We start from the raw sequence: 14,958 nt of genomic DNA on the forward strand, positions 1-14,958 counted from the left end.
TGCCGATGCTGAGCCGCGTAGCCGATAGCTTGTACTGGATGGCCCGGTATCTCGAGCGTGCCGAACACACCGCGCGTCTGCTCGATGTCAACCTGAACCTCATGCTCGACGAAAGCTCGACCAGTTCGGAGCATCGCTGGCTGCGGGTGTTGCACGCGCTCGGCTATCCGCAGGATGTTGCGTGGACAGGCGACCCTTATTCGCTCACGCGCGCGCTGACCTTCGATACGAACTATAAAGCCTCCATCGTGAGCTGCATTATCGCTGCACGTGAAAACTCGCGGCATGTGCGCGAGCAGATATCGACGGAGCAGTGGCAGCGACTCAACTCGCTCTATCTGCAGGTCACCAGCCCGGGATTTGAGGCCGGAGTGGATGGCCAGTCCACGGAGTTTCTTCAATCCGTGACGGAGGCCATTCATCAGTTCCAAGGCATCACCGATTCGACGATGAGTCACGGCGAGGGCTGGCAGTTCATTCAGGTTGGCCGCTTTATCGAGCGTGCCTCCGCAACCGCCATGCTGCTTGAGGCTTATCACGAAGACTTATGGATTTATCCTGAGCGCATTCCGGAGGGCAACGAATATCTTGAGTGGATGGGGCTGCTGCGATCTGCGACAGCGTTTGAAGCCTACTGCAAGGTCTACACCGCTGACCTGACTCCCGAACGCATTCTCGAATTTCTGTTGCTTGATGAGAAGTTTCCACACTCGCTGCGGTTCGCTATCGACAGCATGCAGAAGGCGCTGGAGGAGATTCAGCACGAGAGCGGGAAGCATCGTGCTGAGACCCTATACAGGCTGGGCGGGCGGCTACAGTCCATGCTGAGCTTCACGACGATCGAAGATGTTCTCCATCAGAACGTGGTCGGCGTATTGCGAAACATTCTGGCGCAGTGCCGCGCTATTCACCAAACCATCTACGAGCTGTATGTCGACTATTCCATTCAGACCGCGCTGGCTGGCTAGAGAGGAACTGCTATGTATTACTCGATCCGCCATCTAACAAAGTTTCTCTACAGCAGCCCCATCAGCGAGAGCATGATGGAAACGCGGATGTATCCACGTAGCGACCAGAACCAGCGGTGCCTGACATTCCATCTTTCTGTCAGCCCGCGATGTCGTGTCTTTAGCTATCGGGATCACCTGGCAAATCACATTCATCACTTCGACATTCCCGGCCAGCATCCACAGCTTGTGATCGTCGCCGAATCGCTGGTCGAGGTGCAGCCTCCGATACAGATACCGTCATTTCTCGCACCCGATGCATGGGCTGAACTAGATTCATTAGTCGAACAGGGCGACTACTGGGAGATGCTGCTGCCCAGCCAGTTTGCAACGCCGACTGATGCTCTCGAAGAGCTGGCAGTAAAGTTCGACGTTCGCCGTCGCGACGATCCGTTGATGGTGCTGCACCAACTCAATCAGCAAATCTTTGAGTACTTCGACTACAAACCGAAGTCCACCAAAGTCGACTCGCCGATTGATCTGGCCCTGAGCACAAAGGCGGGTGTTTGCCAGGATTTTGCACACATCATGATCGCCCTGGTGCGCTCGAAGCTTCGCATCCCATGCCGTTATGTCAGCGGCTATCTATTCCACGGCGAGAGCGATCACAATCGCTCGCTGCATTCAGCTACGCATGCATGGATAGAGGCGCTTCTGCCGCAGTTTGGCTGGGTCGGCTTCGATCCAACCAACTGGCTTGTCGCACGAGACCGTCATATTCGCACCGCGATTGGGCGAGACTATGCCGACGTTCCTCCGACACGAGGGGTCTTTCGTGGACAGGCCGCCAGCGAGCTTACAGTCGCTGTGCGCGTCACACCAAGCGAGGCCACTGCGGGACTCGACCACACGCTACCGGTGCCGGAAGACTGGTCGATCCTGGTCGAGAAAGCAACACAGCTTCCCGAGCAGCTTCCGCCGCCAACGCGCCAGCAGCAGATCGCACAACAGCAACAGACGAAGCGGAAGCGTGTCGATCTGTTATCTCTCGAAATTTAGCTGTGCTAGAGATTCAGCTTCTTGAACACGCGCTCAGGGATGTGGCGGATGACGAACATGATCGGCTGCCACTGAAATGGGACGTAGAGGTTGTCAACTCGCTTGTCAATCGCTGCAACGATCGACTTTGCTACAGCGTTCACATCGGCAAACTTCTCCGACCCCTTCATGCCCGCCGTCATAGCCGTCTTTGTCGGCCCTGGCTTGACGGTCAGGACAGTAACGCCTTCGCGATCGATCCGGTTGCGAAGACCTGCCAGAAAGGCTGAGAGTCCAGCCTTTGAGGAGCCATACACGTAGTTCGACTTGCGTCCGCGATCTCCGGCAACGGACGAGAGCACAGCAATCGTTCCTGCATGACGCTGCACAAAGAAGTTCGCCAGCCAGGTCACAAGCGAGACTGGAGCCATCAGGTTAGTGTGCAGAATATGCGCCGCAGTGTTGAAGTCCTGCTCGGCCTGCGCCTGATCTCCAAGTACGCCATGCGCGAGATAAGCAATATCCAGCCCTTGCAGCGAATTGACCGCATGCGCAAGCAGCGCGGGATGGCGATCCGTATCGTCGAGATCGGCGACGGCAGTGTCAACAAAGTTCGCTCCGCGCGTACGCAGATCAGCAGCGACAGCGGCAAGCTTGTCCGTGTTGCGTGCTACAAGAAAGAGGCTTGCGCCTTGCGCAGCCCAGATGCGGCAGGTGGCCTCGGCAATGCCGGAGGTTGCGCCGAGAACAAGAATCTTGCGTGGGAAGGTCGAATTATTGTGACTCATAAACTGGGCTGTTCTCCGGTGACGCGCTCCCAGAAGCTCGACGTGATGAGCGGGTCACGGAAACGGGCTAGCTGCTGCCACTCTGGATAGAACGCCTGAAACTGTGCGGCAGTCATCGCGGCATCCTTCGCCGGATAAAGCCGCCCGCCAAACTCGAGCGTCATATCGGCGAGACGTTCAAAGAGCGGGAAGCTCCTGCCGGGCTTGATCGGAAAATCGAGCGCCAGCGTTATACCCGGGCGCGGAAAGCTCATCACTCCGGGCGAAGGGACATCGCCAAAAGCCTTGAGCACCGCGAGGAAGCTGGCAAGGCCGGACTTCGCAACTTCCTTCAAGATCGCGACCGTGCCTTCACGCGCATTGTTCCACGGAATCACGTATTGGAACTGCAACAGCCCGCTTTTACCGTACATGCGATTCCAATGCAGCACTTTGTCGAGCGGATAGAAGAACGGCTCGTAGTCCTGCAGCGCAACCTGGCGTTTGCCCATCTGCTTGTGAAAAAAGACTGTGTTGAAGGCTGCGACGCTCAGGTGATTCAGCAGAAAGCCCGGAGCATCAAAGGGGAAGACCAGCTTTGGCTCAGGCGAAGGCTTGAGCTCATCACGTTTGGTCGAATGATCGCCCTGCATGAAAACCCCCCGGCAGAAGTTTCTGCCGGTCGAGGTGCAATCGACCCAGCTAACCGTGTACTCGATCTCTTTACTTGCTTCTGTGAGCGAGAGAAATTCATCGATGCCGTGGAACTGGATTCCCTCGTAATCGATCTTGCGCGAAACAATCGGTTTCAACCTCAGCGTCGCCCAGCGGATAAAGCCGGTCAGGCCAAGACCACCGATGGTCATTGCGTAGAACTCAGCGTTCTCCGTCGGCGAGCAGCGCAGAACGGTTCCGTCTGACCGCACCAGCTCAAACTGCGTTACGTGGCGACCGAAGGTTCCGGCAACGTGATGATTCTTGCCATGAATATCGTTCGCAATCGCCCCGCCCAGCGTGACGTATTTCGTTCCCGGAGTGACGGGGAGAAAGAATCCACGCGGCACGGCGAAGTCAAGAATCTGCGCCAGCGAAATACCTGTCTCTGCGGTAAGCAGGCCCGTCTCCGGGTCGAAGGAGATCAGCCGGCTCATCCCAGGAGTGGGTAGAAGATTGCCGCCCTTGAGCAGGCAGACGTCGCCATAGCTGCGGCCTAATCCGACGGGCAACACGCCGTTGTGCGTACCGCGCACGACTGCGGGGAAATCACTCTGCCAGTGCAGAGGAATCAACGTCGCATCATACGTTGGATATCGTCCCCAAGACTCAAAAGGAACCTTCGCCGAGGGCTGCCCGGTGGCACTTCCCTGCTCATAGCTCAGACGCTGCTGCTGCGTTTCAGTCTCGGGCATCGTTATCTACGATGATAGCTGAGCGCTCGAGGTTCTTTGCATATCTTTACAGGCTCTTCACCTCAGCCTTCATTTGCACAGGTTGTCCAGCTTCTCCAGTGCGGGAATGCTGTTCTCAAAAGGCAGATGTCGTGTCGCTGCAACCTGCTCCTGAAAAGTTAATCCGTGCTGGCCGAAAAAGTTAGGGTTGGCAGAGTAAGCCGGATCGCTCATCGCCTCGGGAAGCGAGATGAAGCTGAAACCTCGCTGACGTAAAAGAGCGATCAATTCGGGAAACATCTTCGCATCGAATGGACCGATGTGCAGCAACAAGACGTAGCGGATATCCCGGCCATAGAGCGTGTGGGTCAGATTGCGGAATCGTGTCACTGCGTCGCCCGCCGAAGAGAGATAGCTATCGTGCAGCCATTGAATCGCCTCGGTGTCATGCTTCTCCGAGCAGCGCGCATATGGATCGTTCCATGCCCAATCTTCGAAGTTGAGCGAGACCTGCGCCACGCGATATCCCTTCTGCCCCAGGTAGGCGCGAATGGCATCACGCTTCTTCAGCGTGTCTCCTTCGCGCAGATAGGGATAGCGGAACCATCTCCAATCCTGTGTGCCCATCAGTTGTTTGAGCAGTGGCTCATTCTTCGCGATATCAGACTCATACTGCGCCGGAGTTATCGCAGACAGGTCGGCGTGCGAATAAGTGTGGCTTCCCAGCGGCTGTCCCGCAGCTCGCCAGGCGCGCAGCACATGAATCTCCGATGGTGTGTCTTTAAGAGCAACGGCGTTGATGAATCCATAGACCGGAGGCAGCCGCTCTTCCCGGATGGTCGCAAGGATAGACTTTGCAACCTGCAGCCGGGTGACATGCGGTGGAAGATCACCGTGTTCCGGCAGATCGTCAAAGGTGATGGCCACCTGCTGAGCACAGAGCGGTACCGCAAACCACAGTGCCGCGATTGCCAGTTTCTTCAAAAAGAAGGACATAAGCGAATTGCCTATAGCTTATCTGTCCGGCGGCCTCAATGCGCTCCATAGGACTTCGCCATCTTTAAATATTTCCTTTTATTGCCTAAACTTCTTTATTACATGAATTAATAGTGCTAATTAATAAATCAAAGTAATATTTCGAAAATCGCCAAGGAGGCACATCGTGCTTCACCGTCTTGCCATGGTCCTAGTCGTTATCGGCACTACGGCCGCCGCTCAAGGAATGCCACACAGACCCTCCCTGGCCAGTCACCCCGCTCCCCCGCCGAACGATGCTGCCAACCGGCCTGCACCTGTGATGGAAGCCAACGCCGTCATTGTCCACGGCCCGCTTGTGCTCGCGGCCTCGCAGACATCGGCCACAATCGAATGGACCACCAACGTCCCTTCGATCACGCGCATCGAGTACGGCACGCAGGACTTCCAACAGACCGCCGAGGCGAATCAGTTTGGCCAACTGCCGGTTGGCACACTGCACCGCATCGAGCTTACTGGTCTCAAGGCTGGACAGCGATACCAGTACCGCATTGTGGCCACGCCGGTCGTCCGGCTAAAGCCTTACTGGCCAGTCAACGGAACTCCCACTCGGAGTGCCGTCTACTCCCTGACGACACTTCCCGCCAGCGATCGCGACATCTCCTTCAGCCTGATCACGGACACCCATGAAAGCCTGCCGCGTATCAACGCCCTGATGAATAGCATTCAGTGGTCCTCAACTGATTTTCTGGTGCATCTAGGGGACGGGCTGGACTATGCAACAGACGAAGACCAGGTCTTCGATCATTGGCTGGATCCTATCGGCAAAGCTCTGAATGGCAAGCCTGTGCTGATCGCTCGCGGCAATCATGAGTGGCGCGGCCCCTTTGCGCGCAGCATGGCGAACTACCTCACTCCGGTCGGCGAAGGACGTTACTTCTATGCGCGCAGTACCGGTCCAGTTCATTTTTTAGTCATGGATTCTGGCGAGGACAAGCCGGACGCAACACCGGTCTATGCCGGGCTGAATCAGCAGGCTCCCTATCGCACGCAGGAGCTGGAGTGGTTTCGTGAGCAGGTAAAAAGTAATTCCGATCTGGCAGCCGCACCGTTTCGGGTGGTGCTGATGCATCAGCCGGACTGGGGCTGGCTCGATGGCCATAATGCGGATTGGACGAAGATTGCTAACGAGGCAAAGGTCGATCTTGTGATAGCCGGTCACTATCACCGCTTCGTGCATTTCAACGCGGGTGAGGCGGGCAACAACTATCCCGTGCTTGTCGTTGGTCAGGATCAGGTGGCTCGCGTTGATGCCAGCAGCGACAAGCTTCATGTCACAGTAACAGCGACCGATGGAACCATCGTAGACAGCTTCGATGTTCCTCGACGAGCACATTAGTTTTTGGCTGCAGAAGTTCAGAGGCAAGCAGAAGAGGCATGGCCTATGGCCATGCCTCTTCTTTCAAAGCTTCTGACGTCGAAAGCTCTTACGCTGCCTTCGCGGTGGCGGCCAGAGCGGCCTTGGCCTGCTCGGCGAGAGCCGTGAAGCCAGCGGCATCGTTGGCGGCGATGTCAGCGAGGATCTTGCGATCGAGCTGGTTGCCGGCCTTCTTGAGACCATCGATGAAGGTCGAGTAGCTCATGCCGTTCAGCTTGGCTGCTGCGCCGATACGGACGATCCAGAGGGAGCGGAACTGACGCTTCTTCTGCTTGCGGCCTGTGTAGGCAAACATCAGGGAGCGCTCGACGGCTTCCTGAGCTGCCTGATAGAGCTTGGATTTGGTGAGGAAGTAACCGCTTGCGCGCTTGAGGATCTTTTTGCGGCGGTCGCTGCGTTTCGTACTCCGTTTTACACGGGGCATCGTAGTTCTCCTTTTGCGTACTTCGTTTGAGCGGCTGGAGGTAAGGTGACCTCTTCACTCGCTTGCTACTTCAGATCTCGGTGGGGTTTGCTTCCGCGCGTCCCAGGGGCCTTTACGCTTTTACCGGCCCTTTGCTGTTTCCAGCGGCTCGATCTGAAAACTGTTTCAATTCCACTTCTTCCTGAAAACCGAAAGACGTTCTTCCGTCTTTCTTGGATCAGGCGTAGGGAATCATGCGGGCGACTTTGGCCGAATCCGCCTCAGAGACCAGCGTGATCGAGCGCAGATGGCGCTTGGTCTTGGTCTTCTTGGAGGTGAGGATGTGGCGCATCTTGGACTGGCCGCGCTTGAACTTGCCCGTACCGGTCTTCTTGAAGCGCTTGGCTGCGCCTGAGTGTGTCTTCAACTTTGGCATTGTGTTCCTGACTAGTTGCAGTGTTTCGACAACCTTTCAAGTATACCCGAGAATCGGGAGGCGTCATCCGAAATTTGCCTTGCGCAGCCCGGAGAGGGTGCCCTCCTGTACGAATTTGCGCAAAGTATTCAAAAATATAGACTTCTTAGGACACCCCGGATATTTAGCCATGTAAACCATTGATTCCTCGGTCCGTTAGACGCAAAGTATTGAATGGTAATGGCTTAGCATCAGGAGAAGATGGATGGGTATCTGCGTCTGTTGGGACTACTTCCAGTATAGCTATCCCGGAGATACAAATCGGCACTTTTAATACCGCGTATCTCCTTCTATTTGTGGAACATGAGAAGCAGGGGGCTTGACAAGACCGGCACGAGCCCAAACGACAGCGGCTCCGGCAAAAGCCGGAGCCGACGGGGAGTTCCCCGCTTCCTGAGTGCGGGTACGTACACGATGTGTGCCAGGTGGGCGCTTGGCTGGCAAAGCCATCCATCCAGGCCGGGATTATTTGTAGACGATGCCACCGCCGGATGAGCTGCCTCCACCGGTCGAAGAACCACCACCGGAAGACGAACCACCTCCCGAAGAGCTCCCGCCCGAGGACGAGCCTCCACCACCGTTGCAGCCCTTACCGCGATCGTGGTCTCGGTCGCGGTCGTGATCCCGGTCGCGATCCTTGTCTTTGTCGTGATCATGATCGCAGTGGTGGAAGAAGGAGAAGATCGACCCGCTACCGTGCTCGCAGGCAAAGGCAGAGGGGGCAGACAAAGTAAGACAAAGGGCAGATGCCATCAACAAGCGTTTCAGCTTCATGTGTTTCACCTCTGAGTACCGACGATAGCAACCGTTGTGGGATTGATCAGTACAACTTTGGATGCAACGACTTAGCGAGAGATATGGGCTTGAAGTTGCGTGGTTGGGGTGAGTCATTTTGGCAGGCTGGTTGCTGCATATCATGCTCCCGTAGATAGTCTGCAAAGAAATGCGGGGCCACCGCGATCGGGCGAGCTGGCGGGGTGTATCGACGCAGGAACGGGGTGGTTCCACAGGGCTGTTTTGTGCCTACAGCGTGTTATACTTAAGTTACGGAAAATCCCGGTTGAATCTGTCCCCAAGTAATTGATTTACACGGTAGTTAGCGAGCTTTGGCGAGACAGGCCCGGCGGGTCACCCCAGCAGTTTTCAGGAGTTACATGGCAACGACCGCAGTCCCGACTGGAACGGATCTTTTGGACAATAACGAGAAGAACGGTCAGGCAAAGCCTGGCTCAAGTGGATATTCGGCGGAGAACATAACGGTTCTCGAAGGACTGGCTGCTGTGCGGAAGCGCCCGGCGATGTATATCGGCTCGACGGGCGAGCAGGGTCTGCACCACCTGGTCTATGAGGTCGTCGACAACTCGGTCGACGAGGCACTTGCCGGCTTTGCCACTCGCATCGATGTGACCATTCACGTCGACAACTCCATCACCGTCGTCGATGACGGCCGCGGCATCCCCGTGGGCGACAAGACCGTCAACGGCGTGACCATGCCCGCCGTTCAGGTTGTACTCACCATCCTGCATGCAGGCGGCAAGTTCGACTCCTCCAATTACAAGGTTTCCGGCGGTTTGCACGGCGTCGGTGTCAGCTGCGTCAATGCGCTCTCGGAGGAGTTCGATGTCGAGGTCTGGCGCGACGGCTTTGCCTGGACACAGGAATACGCCAAGGGCGATCCGACGAGCAAGCTGCGAAAGATGGGTCCGTCGAAGAAGCTGGGGACCAAGATCCACTTCCTTCCGGACAAGTCGATCTTCACCGTCACCGAGTACAACTACGACACGCTGGCCCAGCGCCTGCGCGAGCTCGCCTTCCTGAACAAGGGCCTTGAGATTCACCTGACCGATGAGCGCGTCACCGATGCGAAGACGGGCGAGGCCAAGCACCAGGAGTTCAAGTACGTTGGCGGCATCGCAGAGTTCATCAAGCATCTGAACAAGGGCAAGCAGGTACTGCACGACAAGCCGATCTACATGGAGGCCGAGCGCGACAACGTGGCCATGGAGATTGCGCTGCAGTACAACGATGCGTATTCCGAGACGATCTTTACCTTTGCGAACAACATCAACACGGTTGATGGCGGAACGCACCTGCAGGGCTTCCGCGCGGCGTTGACCCGCACGATCAACTGGGCAGGCCAGCAGATGGGCCTGTTCAAGGATGTGAAGGAGAACCTCTCCGGCGACGACGTGCGTGAGGGTCTCGTTGCCGTGATCAGCGTGAAGCTGTCGCAGCCGCAGTTCGAGGGACAGACGAAGGGCAAGCTGAATTCGGACATTGCCGGCACGGTGCAGGCGTTCGTCAACGAGCGGCTGGGCGCCTTCCTTGAGCAGAACCCGCAGGTGGCCAAGAAGATCATCAACAAGGCGATTGACGCGGCGCGTGCCCGTGAAGCGGCACGTAAGGCCCGTGACCTCACTCGCCGCAAGGGTGCTCTGGACGGCGGCGGCTTGCCGGGTAAGCTGGCAGACTGCTCGGAGCGTGAGCCGGATCGCTGCGAACTGTATCTCGTCGAGGGTGAGAGCGCAGGAGGAACCGCTAAGCAGGGACGCGATCGTAAGTTCCAGGCGATCCTTCCGCTGAAGGGTAAGATTCTGAACGTCGAGAAGGCCCGCTACGACAAGATGCTGGGCCACGAGGAAATCCGCGCGATGATTACGGCCCTGGGCACGGGCATCGGCAAGGACGACTTCGACATCTCGAAGCTGCGTTACGGCAAGCTGATCCTGATGACCGATGCGGACGTCGACGGATCGCACATCCGCACGCTGCTGCTGACGTTCTTCTTCCGGCATATGACGGAGCTGATCAAGCGAGGCAATGTGTACATCGCTCAGCCACCGCTGTATCGCATCAAGAAGGGCAAGTTCGAGCAGTACATCAAGGACGACCGCGAGTATGTTTCGGTGATGATCAAGCGCGCGGCCGACGGCATGGTGATTCGCTATGGTGAGGGTGGAGCGAAGCTGGAAGGCGCGGCGCTGACGAAGTTCATGGGGCAGCTGAACGACTACCTTGGCTTCTTTGACAAGGTGGAGAAGCGGTTGCGCAATGAAGTGGTTACGCGTGAGTTTGCCAACCTGTTTGCCAATGAGGGCAAAGAGCCTGCGAAGCGTGCCGACTTCGAGTCGCCAGAGAAGCTGAAGGCGATGAAGGCAAAGCTGGATGCTGTGGCGAAGACCTACCAGTTCAAGCATGTGAGCGATGTGGAGTTTGACGAGGAGCACAAGATGTACTCGGTCAACTTCACGGATGCGCAGGGTGCGGTACGGTCGATTGACTGGACACTGGCGTCCGCTCCGGAGACGCGCCAGATGCTGGGCAAGCATGCGCAAATCACCGAGCAGCTTGCGGGACCGTATGTGATCGAATACGCCGCAAAGGCTTCCAAGGTAGAGGCGGTCGAGGAGCTGGAAGAGGCTGCCGCAGATGAGGGCGTGGCGGAGATTGCCTCAGCTCCTGGCACGGCACTTGAAGTGAAAGGCAGCAAGCGCGGCGGCAAGGCCAACCAGGACCCCGTGGAGAAGCAGACGGCGCGCGAAGTCTTCGAGTATGTGATCGAGCAAGGCCGCAAGGAATACCAGGTGCAACGGTACAAGGGTCTTGGCGAAATGACGGCTCCTCAGCTGTGGGAGACGACGATGGACCCGGAGCGCAGAACGCTGCTGCAGGTGAAGCTGGAAGACATTGCAGCGTGCGAGGAGATCTTTACGACGCTGATGGGTGAGGATGTCGAAAGCCGGCGCAAGTTCATCGAAGAAAATGCGCTGGATGTGAAGAACCTGGATATCTAAGCTTCAGCCTGCAACTCATCAAACAAAGGCGGCCACAGTTTTGTGGCCGCCTTCTTCTTGTAGCGAGAACTGGGAGACAAAAGAAAGATGGCCTGGTTGGTTAACCAGGCCATCTCAGTTTGAACAGCGTCTGTCTTACTTGGCGGCAAACATCTTACGGTGAAGCGTTCCTGCCACGCCGAGGATACCGGTGCCGAGAAGCAGAAGGCTTCCAGGCTCAGGAGTCGGAGCGATCGAAACGTTGGTGAAGAGGAACTGGTTATCGTTGTAGTCGTAGTCGAACCAGGGGGTATCCTCAAAACCGACATAGGTTCCGGCGGGGAACATATTCGAGCCGATCAGACCACCCGAGAAGGCCGTACCGTAACCGTGGGTAACGCCATCGGGGTTATTGGACGGGTCAGTCGAGAGGTGGAAACCCGAGGTCATGTCATACAACTCGAAGACGAGGATATCGCCTGCGTTGACCGCACCGAAGTTCTGCGATGAACCAGGAGCGGTTGCGTGGTTCGGGAAGAAGTAGCTGCTGGTGTAGCCGCTGGTGATGTCGATCATGCGGATAACAGAGTTGTCGCCAGCACTGGAACCGACGAAATAGCCCGTTACATTACCTGTTGCATCGGCAACATAGGTGATGGGATTGGCCGGGGTACCAACGTTGGAATAAGGGATAGAATCAGCCCGAAGAGCAGGGACGACTCCGACGAGAGAGGCTAAGGCTAAAACAAGAGACAAGCGACGCATAGGACTCCTTTGAAGATGGCCGAGGTGACAGACTTGCTGTAACGCCATGTCTATATGCACATAGCTGGCCAAACTGAAATGGGTCCCAGGTCACTAGTATGTCTATATGCACATAGCTGGCCAAACTGAAATGGGTCCCAGGTCACTAGTTTTGTTCGAGTTAGCATGTAGGCTTTCTGCAATATCGCAATAATTTGCACAGGATGGGTGGAATGGCAGGGAAAAGTTCTTCCACCGAAAAAGGAACAGATTTTCCCTTCTCAGGGGCTGGCAGGATGGTTCCAACCCGGTATCTGGTGAGAGACGGACGGATGCAATAATGCCGGGATGAGCAGAGATTCTGGTGGGATTCATCGACGGCGGTTCCTGGGCGTCTGTGCGGCGGCAGGGATCGGGCAGACTTTGCTGCCCGGCGTTCTGTGGGGTATGGCTGCCTCGCAGGTTTCTTCAGCGGAAAAACCAGCTTTGAAGGGAGCAGGCGTCGATAGAGATCACCTTCCGGCCATCACGCCCGAGATGATTGACGCTGCGGCTGCGATTGCCGCAATCAAGCTGACAGCCGAGCAAAAGGCGATGATGCTGGACGGCCTGCGAGAGCAGCGCGATTCGGTGCTGGTGATTCGCAACATGAAGATTTCGAACGGGGTGGCTCCTGCGTTTGTCTTCGATCCGCTTCCGGCAGGAATGAAGCTGGACACAGAACGCAAGCCGATGCGGATGAGTAAGGCTCCTGAAGTAAAGACGCTGGTCGGGAACGAAAATGCTCTTGCGTTTGCCTCCGTGCGCGAGCTGGCGGAACTGGTAAAGACGCGCAAGGTCAGTTCCGTGACACTGACGAAGCTCTATATCGAACGGCTGAAGCGGTACGATCCGCAGCTACACTTCGTCATTACGCTGACCGAAGAGCGTGCTTTGAAGCAGGCGGCCGCAGCAGACAAAGAAATTGCCTCCGGACAATATAGAGGGCCACTGCATGGAATTCCCTGGGGCGCGAAGGATCTGCTGGCCGTGAAGGGGTATCGCACAACGTGGGGCGCGGGTGGATTTGAGGAACAGACCTTCGACTACGACGCGACGGTGGTGGAGCGGCTGGATGCGGCTGGCGCAGTGCTTGTCGCGAAGCTGAGCATGGGCGCTCTGGCACAGGGGCCGATCTGGTTTGGCGGGATGACGCGCACACCGTGGAACAGCCATCAGCCTTCAGGCGGGTCTTCGGCTGGAAGCGCATCAGCGGTGGGAGCAGGCTGCGTGGGATTCGCCATTGGAACCGAGACGCTGGGCTCGATCGCATCGCCTTCGTCGCGGTGCGGAGCGACCGGCCTGCGTCCAACGTTTGGCTTTGTACCGCGGACTGGAGCAATGGCGCTGACCTGGACAATGGACAAGATTGGGCCGATCTGCCGGAGCGTAGAAGACTGCGCGCTGGTGATGAGTGCCATCTATGGACCGGATGGACATGACCGCAGCGTAAAGGACGCCGCCTTCAACTGGGATGCAGAGCTGGACTGGAAAAAACTGCGGGTCGGCTATCTAAAGAGCGAATTTGAGGCAACGAAGCCGGGCCCGGAGGCTTTTGCTGAAAGGAAGAAGAACTACGAACGTAAAGCGTATGACCTTAAATATGATCTGGCTGCGCTGGATCAATTGAAGAACATGGGCGTTCGGCTGATTCCAGTAACGTGGCCGAACGGGTATCACTTCGGTGATATTACGCATGTGCTTGGCGCGGAGTCGGCTGCGGCGTTCGACGATCTGACCATCAGCGGCAGAGATAGCCTGCTGACGGACCAGGGACCGCAGGAGTGGCCGACCCAGTTCCGTGTCTCTCGCTTCTATTCCGCGGTGGATTACATTCAGGCGCAGCGGGCGCGATCGCTTGCCATGGACGCTGTAGCGAAGTTGTTTGCCGAGGTGGATGTGATTGTGACGCCTACCTTTGGCACGCAGCTGTCGGCGACGAACCTCACAGGGCATCCGGCGATCATTGTGCCAAACGGTGTGCGCGGTGATGATGCGCCTCAGCCAGAGCATACGGGCGATGGAGCACCGGATAATGTCGGCGGACCGGGAACCCCGGTTTCGCTGACGTTTCTTGGAGGGCTTTATTCCGATGCTCGTCTTGCTGCATTTGCACGCGTCTACCAGGAGGCGACCGGCTTTCATCGGCTGCACCCTAAACTGGGTTGAGGTATAGAGTTTCGTTACGAGGATGGCTTGGCGGATCTGCTGGTAGAAGCACGCGGGTTGGTGAAGGATTACGGCGCGACGGCGCGCGTGGTGGACGATGTATCGTTCGCGATTGCGCGTGGCGAGACGCTGGGCCTGGTGGGGGAGTCGGGCTCGGGCAAGAGCACGGTGGCACGTATGCTGCTGCGACTGGTGGAGCCAACCGCCGGCGAGGTGCTCTATGACGGGCGCAATCTGCTGCAGGCTTCGACGAGCGAGATGCGTGCTCTGAGGCGGAAGATGCAGGTCGTCTTTCAGGACCCGTTTGCGGCGCTGAATCCGCGCATGCGTGTGCGGGAGATTCTTGCGGAGCCGTTTGCGATCCACAAAGAGCGCTGCACGGCAGAGCGGCTGCGAGAGATGCTGCGTGAAGTAGGGCTGGAAGAGAGCGCGCTGGAGCGGTATCCGCACGAGTTCAGTGGCGGCCAGAGACAGAGGATCAATATCGCGCGGGCGCTGGCGCTACGTCCGGAGTTCGTTGTGCTGGACGAGCCGGTGAGCGCGCTGGATGTCAGCGTGGGCGCACAGGTGGTGAATCTGCTGCGCGAGTTGCAGGAGAAGCTGGGGCTGACGTATCTGTTCATCTCGCACTCGATGCCGCTGGTGCGTTATCTATGCGATCGGGTTGCCGTGATGCAGAAGGGTCGCCTGGTCGAGCTGGGTGAGTGCGAGAGCGTGTGCTGTGCTCCACAGGAGAGATATACGCAGGAGCTGATTGCGGCGACTCCGGAGATACGGACGGCTTAGGGTTCACGATAGATAC

13 protein-coding genes are annotated in these 14,958 nt (G+C 57.2%); 6 read left to right on the forward strand and 7 right to left on the reverse strand.

Annotation, left to right across the window (positions count from 1 at the left end; translation table 11 throughout):
- Positions 1-5: 5 nt before the first annotated feature.
- Positions 6-968 (forward strand): alpha-E domain-containing protein, encoded by a 963-nt coding sequence (locus KFE13_RS06570; protein ID WP_260706367.1) that lies wholly within the window; start codon positions 6-8, stop codon positions 966-968.
- A 12-nt stretch (positions 969-980) separates the two neighbouring features.
- Positions 981-2,006 (forward strand): transglutaminase family protein, encoded by a 1,026-nt coding sequence (locus tag KFE13_RS06575; protein ID WP_260706368.1) that lies wholly within the window; start codon positions 981-983, stop codon positions 2,004-2,006.
- A gap of 5 nt (positions 2,007-2,011) precedes the next feature.
- On the opposite strand, the gene KFE13_RS06580 is transcribed toward KFE13_RS06575, so the two are convergent.
- The 3 genes from KFE13_RS06580 to KFE13_RS06590 all read right to left on the reverse strand — a co-directional run bounded on the left by KFE13_RS06580 (position 2,012) and on the right by KFE13_RS06590 (position 5,136).
- Complete coding sequence (locus KFE13_RS06580) at positions 2,012-2,773, reverse strand: SDR family oxidoreductase (protein WP_260706369.1); 762 nt, start codon at positions 2,771-2,773, stop codon at positions 2,012-2,014.
- On the reverse strand, positions 2,770-4,161 hold the full coding sequence (locus KFE13_RS06585) for an FAD-binding oxidoreductase (protein WP_260706370.1): 1,392 nt from the start codon (positions 4,159-4,161) through the stop codon (positions 2,770-2,772). The genes KFE13_RS06580 and KFE13_RS06585 overlap by 4 nt, the downstream gene beginning before the upstream one ends.
- A 69-nt stretch (positions 4,162-4,230) precedes the next feature.
- Positions 4,231-5,136, reverse strand: coding sequence for a polysaccharide deacetylase family protein (locus KFE13_RS06590; RefSeq protein WP_260706371.1), 906 nt, complete (start codon positions 5,134-5,136; stop codon positions 4,231-4,233).
- 166 nt (positions 5,137-5,302) lie between these two features.
- Between KFE13_RS06590 and KFE13_RS06595 the strand changes: the two genes are divergently transcribed.
- Entirely contained in the window at positions 5,303-6,514 is a 1,212-nt protein-coding gene (locus tag KFE13_RS06595; RefSeq protein ID WP_260706372.1) for a metallophosphoesterase, read from the forward strand.
- A gap of 88 nt (positions 6,515-6,602) precedes the next feature.
- Here KFE13_RS06595 and rplT read toward each other — a convergent pair whose 3' ends face one another.
- The 3 genes from rplT to KFE13_RS06610 all read right to left on the reverse strand — a co-directional run bounded on the left by rplT (position 6,603) and on the right by KFE13_RS06610 (position 8,205).
- Positions 6,603-6,977: a 50S ribosomal protein L20 gene (gene rplT / locus KFE13_RS06600; RefSeq protein WP_260706373.1), complete on the reverse strand. Its 375-nt coding sequence runs from the start codon at positions 6,975-6,977 to the stop codon at positions 6,603-6,605.
- Positions 6,978-7,194: 217 nt separating this feature from the next.
- A complete protein-coding gene (rpmI, locus tag KFE13_RS06605) occupies positions 7,195-7,392 on the reverse strand; it encodes a 50S ribosomal protein L35 (RefSeq protein ID WP_035350027.1) in 198 nt (65 codons plus the stop codon).
- Between the two features lie 504 nt (positions 7,393-7,896).
- Positions 7,897-8,205, reverse strand: a complete 309-nt coding sequence (locus tag KFE13_RS06610) for a hypothetical protein (protein ID WP_260706374.1) — start codon at positions 8,203-8,205, stop codon at positions 7,897-7,899.
- 380 nt (positions 8,206-8,585) lie between these two features.
- Here KFE13_RS06610 and gyrB point away from each other — a divergent pair, with 380 nt between their 5' ends.
- A complete protein-coding gene (gene gyrB, locus KFE13_RS06615; protein WP_260706375.1) occupies positions 8,586-11,225 on the forward strand; it encodes a DNA topoisomerase (ATP-hydrolyzing) subunit B in 2,640 nt (879 codons plus the stop codon).
- A gap of 135 nt (positions 11,226-11,360) precedes the next feature.
- Here gyrB and KFE13_RS06620 read toward each other — a convergent pair whose 3' ends face one another.
- Positions 11,361-11,969: a PEP-CTERM sorting domain-containing protein gene (locus KFE13_RS06620; RefSeq protein WP_260706376.1), complete on the reverse strand. Its 609-nt coding sequence runs from the start codon at positions 11,967-11,969 to the stop codon at positions 11,361-11,363.
- Positions 11,970-12,296: 327 nt separating this feature from the next.
- Between KFE13_RS06620 and KFE13_RS06625 the strand changes: the two genes are divergently transcribed.
- The gene (locus KFE13_RS06625; protein ID WP_260706377.1) at positions 12,297-14,156 is read left to right on the forward strand and encodes an amidase; all 1,860 of its coding nucleotides are present in this window, start codon (positions 12,297-12,299) and stop codon (positions 14,154-14,156) included.
- Positions 14,157-14,183: 27 nt separating this feature from the next.
- Positions 14,184-14,942: an ATP-binding cassette domain-containing protein gene (locus tag KFE13_RS06630; RefSeq protein WP_260706378.1), complete on the forward strand. Its 759-nt coding sequence runs from the start codon at positions 14,184-14,186 to the stop codon at positions 14,940-14,942.
- Positions 14,943-14,958: the final 16 nt, after the last annotated feature.

The organism is Edaphobacter flagellatus (assembly GCF_025264665.1).
In the GTDB taxonomy this organism is placed as follows: Bacteria; Acidobacteriota; Terriglobia; order Terriglobales; family Acidobacteriaceae; genus Edaphobacter; species Edaphobacter flagellatus.

Coding starts and splice junctions, on each gene's coding strand:
- KFE13_RS06580 (WP_260706369.1), bottom strand. CDS start 2,773: ATGAGTCACAATAATTCGACCTTCCCACGCAAGATTCTTGTTCTCGGC.
- rpmI (WP_035350027.1), bottom strand. CDS start 7,392: ATGCCAAAGTTGAAGACACACTCAGGCGCAGCCAAGCGCTTCAAGAAG.
- rplT (WP_260706373.1), bottom strand. CDS start 6,977: ATGCCCCGTGTAAAACGGAGTACGAAACGCAGCGACCGCCGCAAAAAG.
- KFE13_RS06575 (WP_260706368.1), top strand. CDS start 981: ATGTATTACTCGATCCGCCATCTAACAAAGTTTCTCTACAGCAGCCCC.
- KFE13_RS06620 (WP_260706376.1), bottom strand. CDS start 11,969: ATGCGTCGCTTGTCTCTTGTTTTAGCCTTAGCCTCTCTCGTCGGAGTC.
- KFE13_RS06625 (WP_260706377.1), top strand. CDS start 12,297: ATGAGCAGAGATTCTGGTGGGATTCATCGACGGCGGTTCCTGGGCGTC.
- KFE13_RS06585 (WP_260706370.1), bottom strand. CDS start 4,161: ATGCCCGAGACTGAAACGCAGCAGCAGCGTCTGAGCTATGAGCAGGGA.
- KFE13_RS06610 (WP_260706374.1), bottom strand. CDS start 8,205: ATGAAGCTGAAACGCTTGTTGATGGCATCTGCCCTTTGTCTTACTTTG.
- KFE13_RS06590 (WP_260706371.1), bottom strand. CDS start 5,136: ATGTCCTTCTTTTTGAAGAAACTGGCAATCGCGGCACTGTGGTTTGCG.
- gyrB (WP_260706375.1), top strand. CDS start 8,586: ATGGCAACGACCGCAGTCCCGACTGGAACGGATCTTTTGGACAATAAC.
- KFE13_RS06570 (WP_260706367.1), top strand. CDS start 6: ATGCTGAGCCGCGTAGCCGATAGCTTGTACTGGATGGCCCGGTATCTC.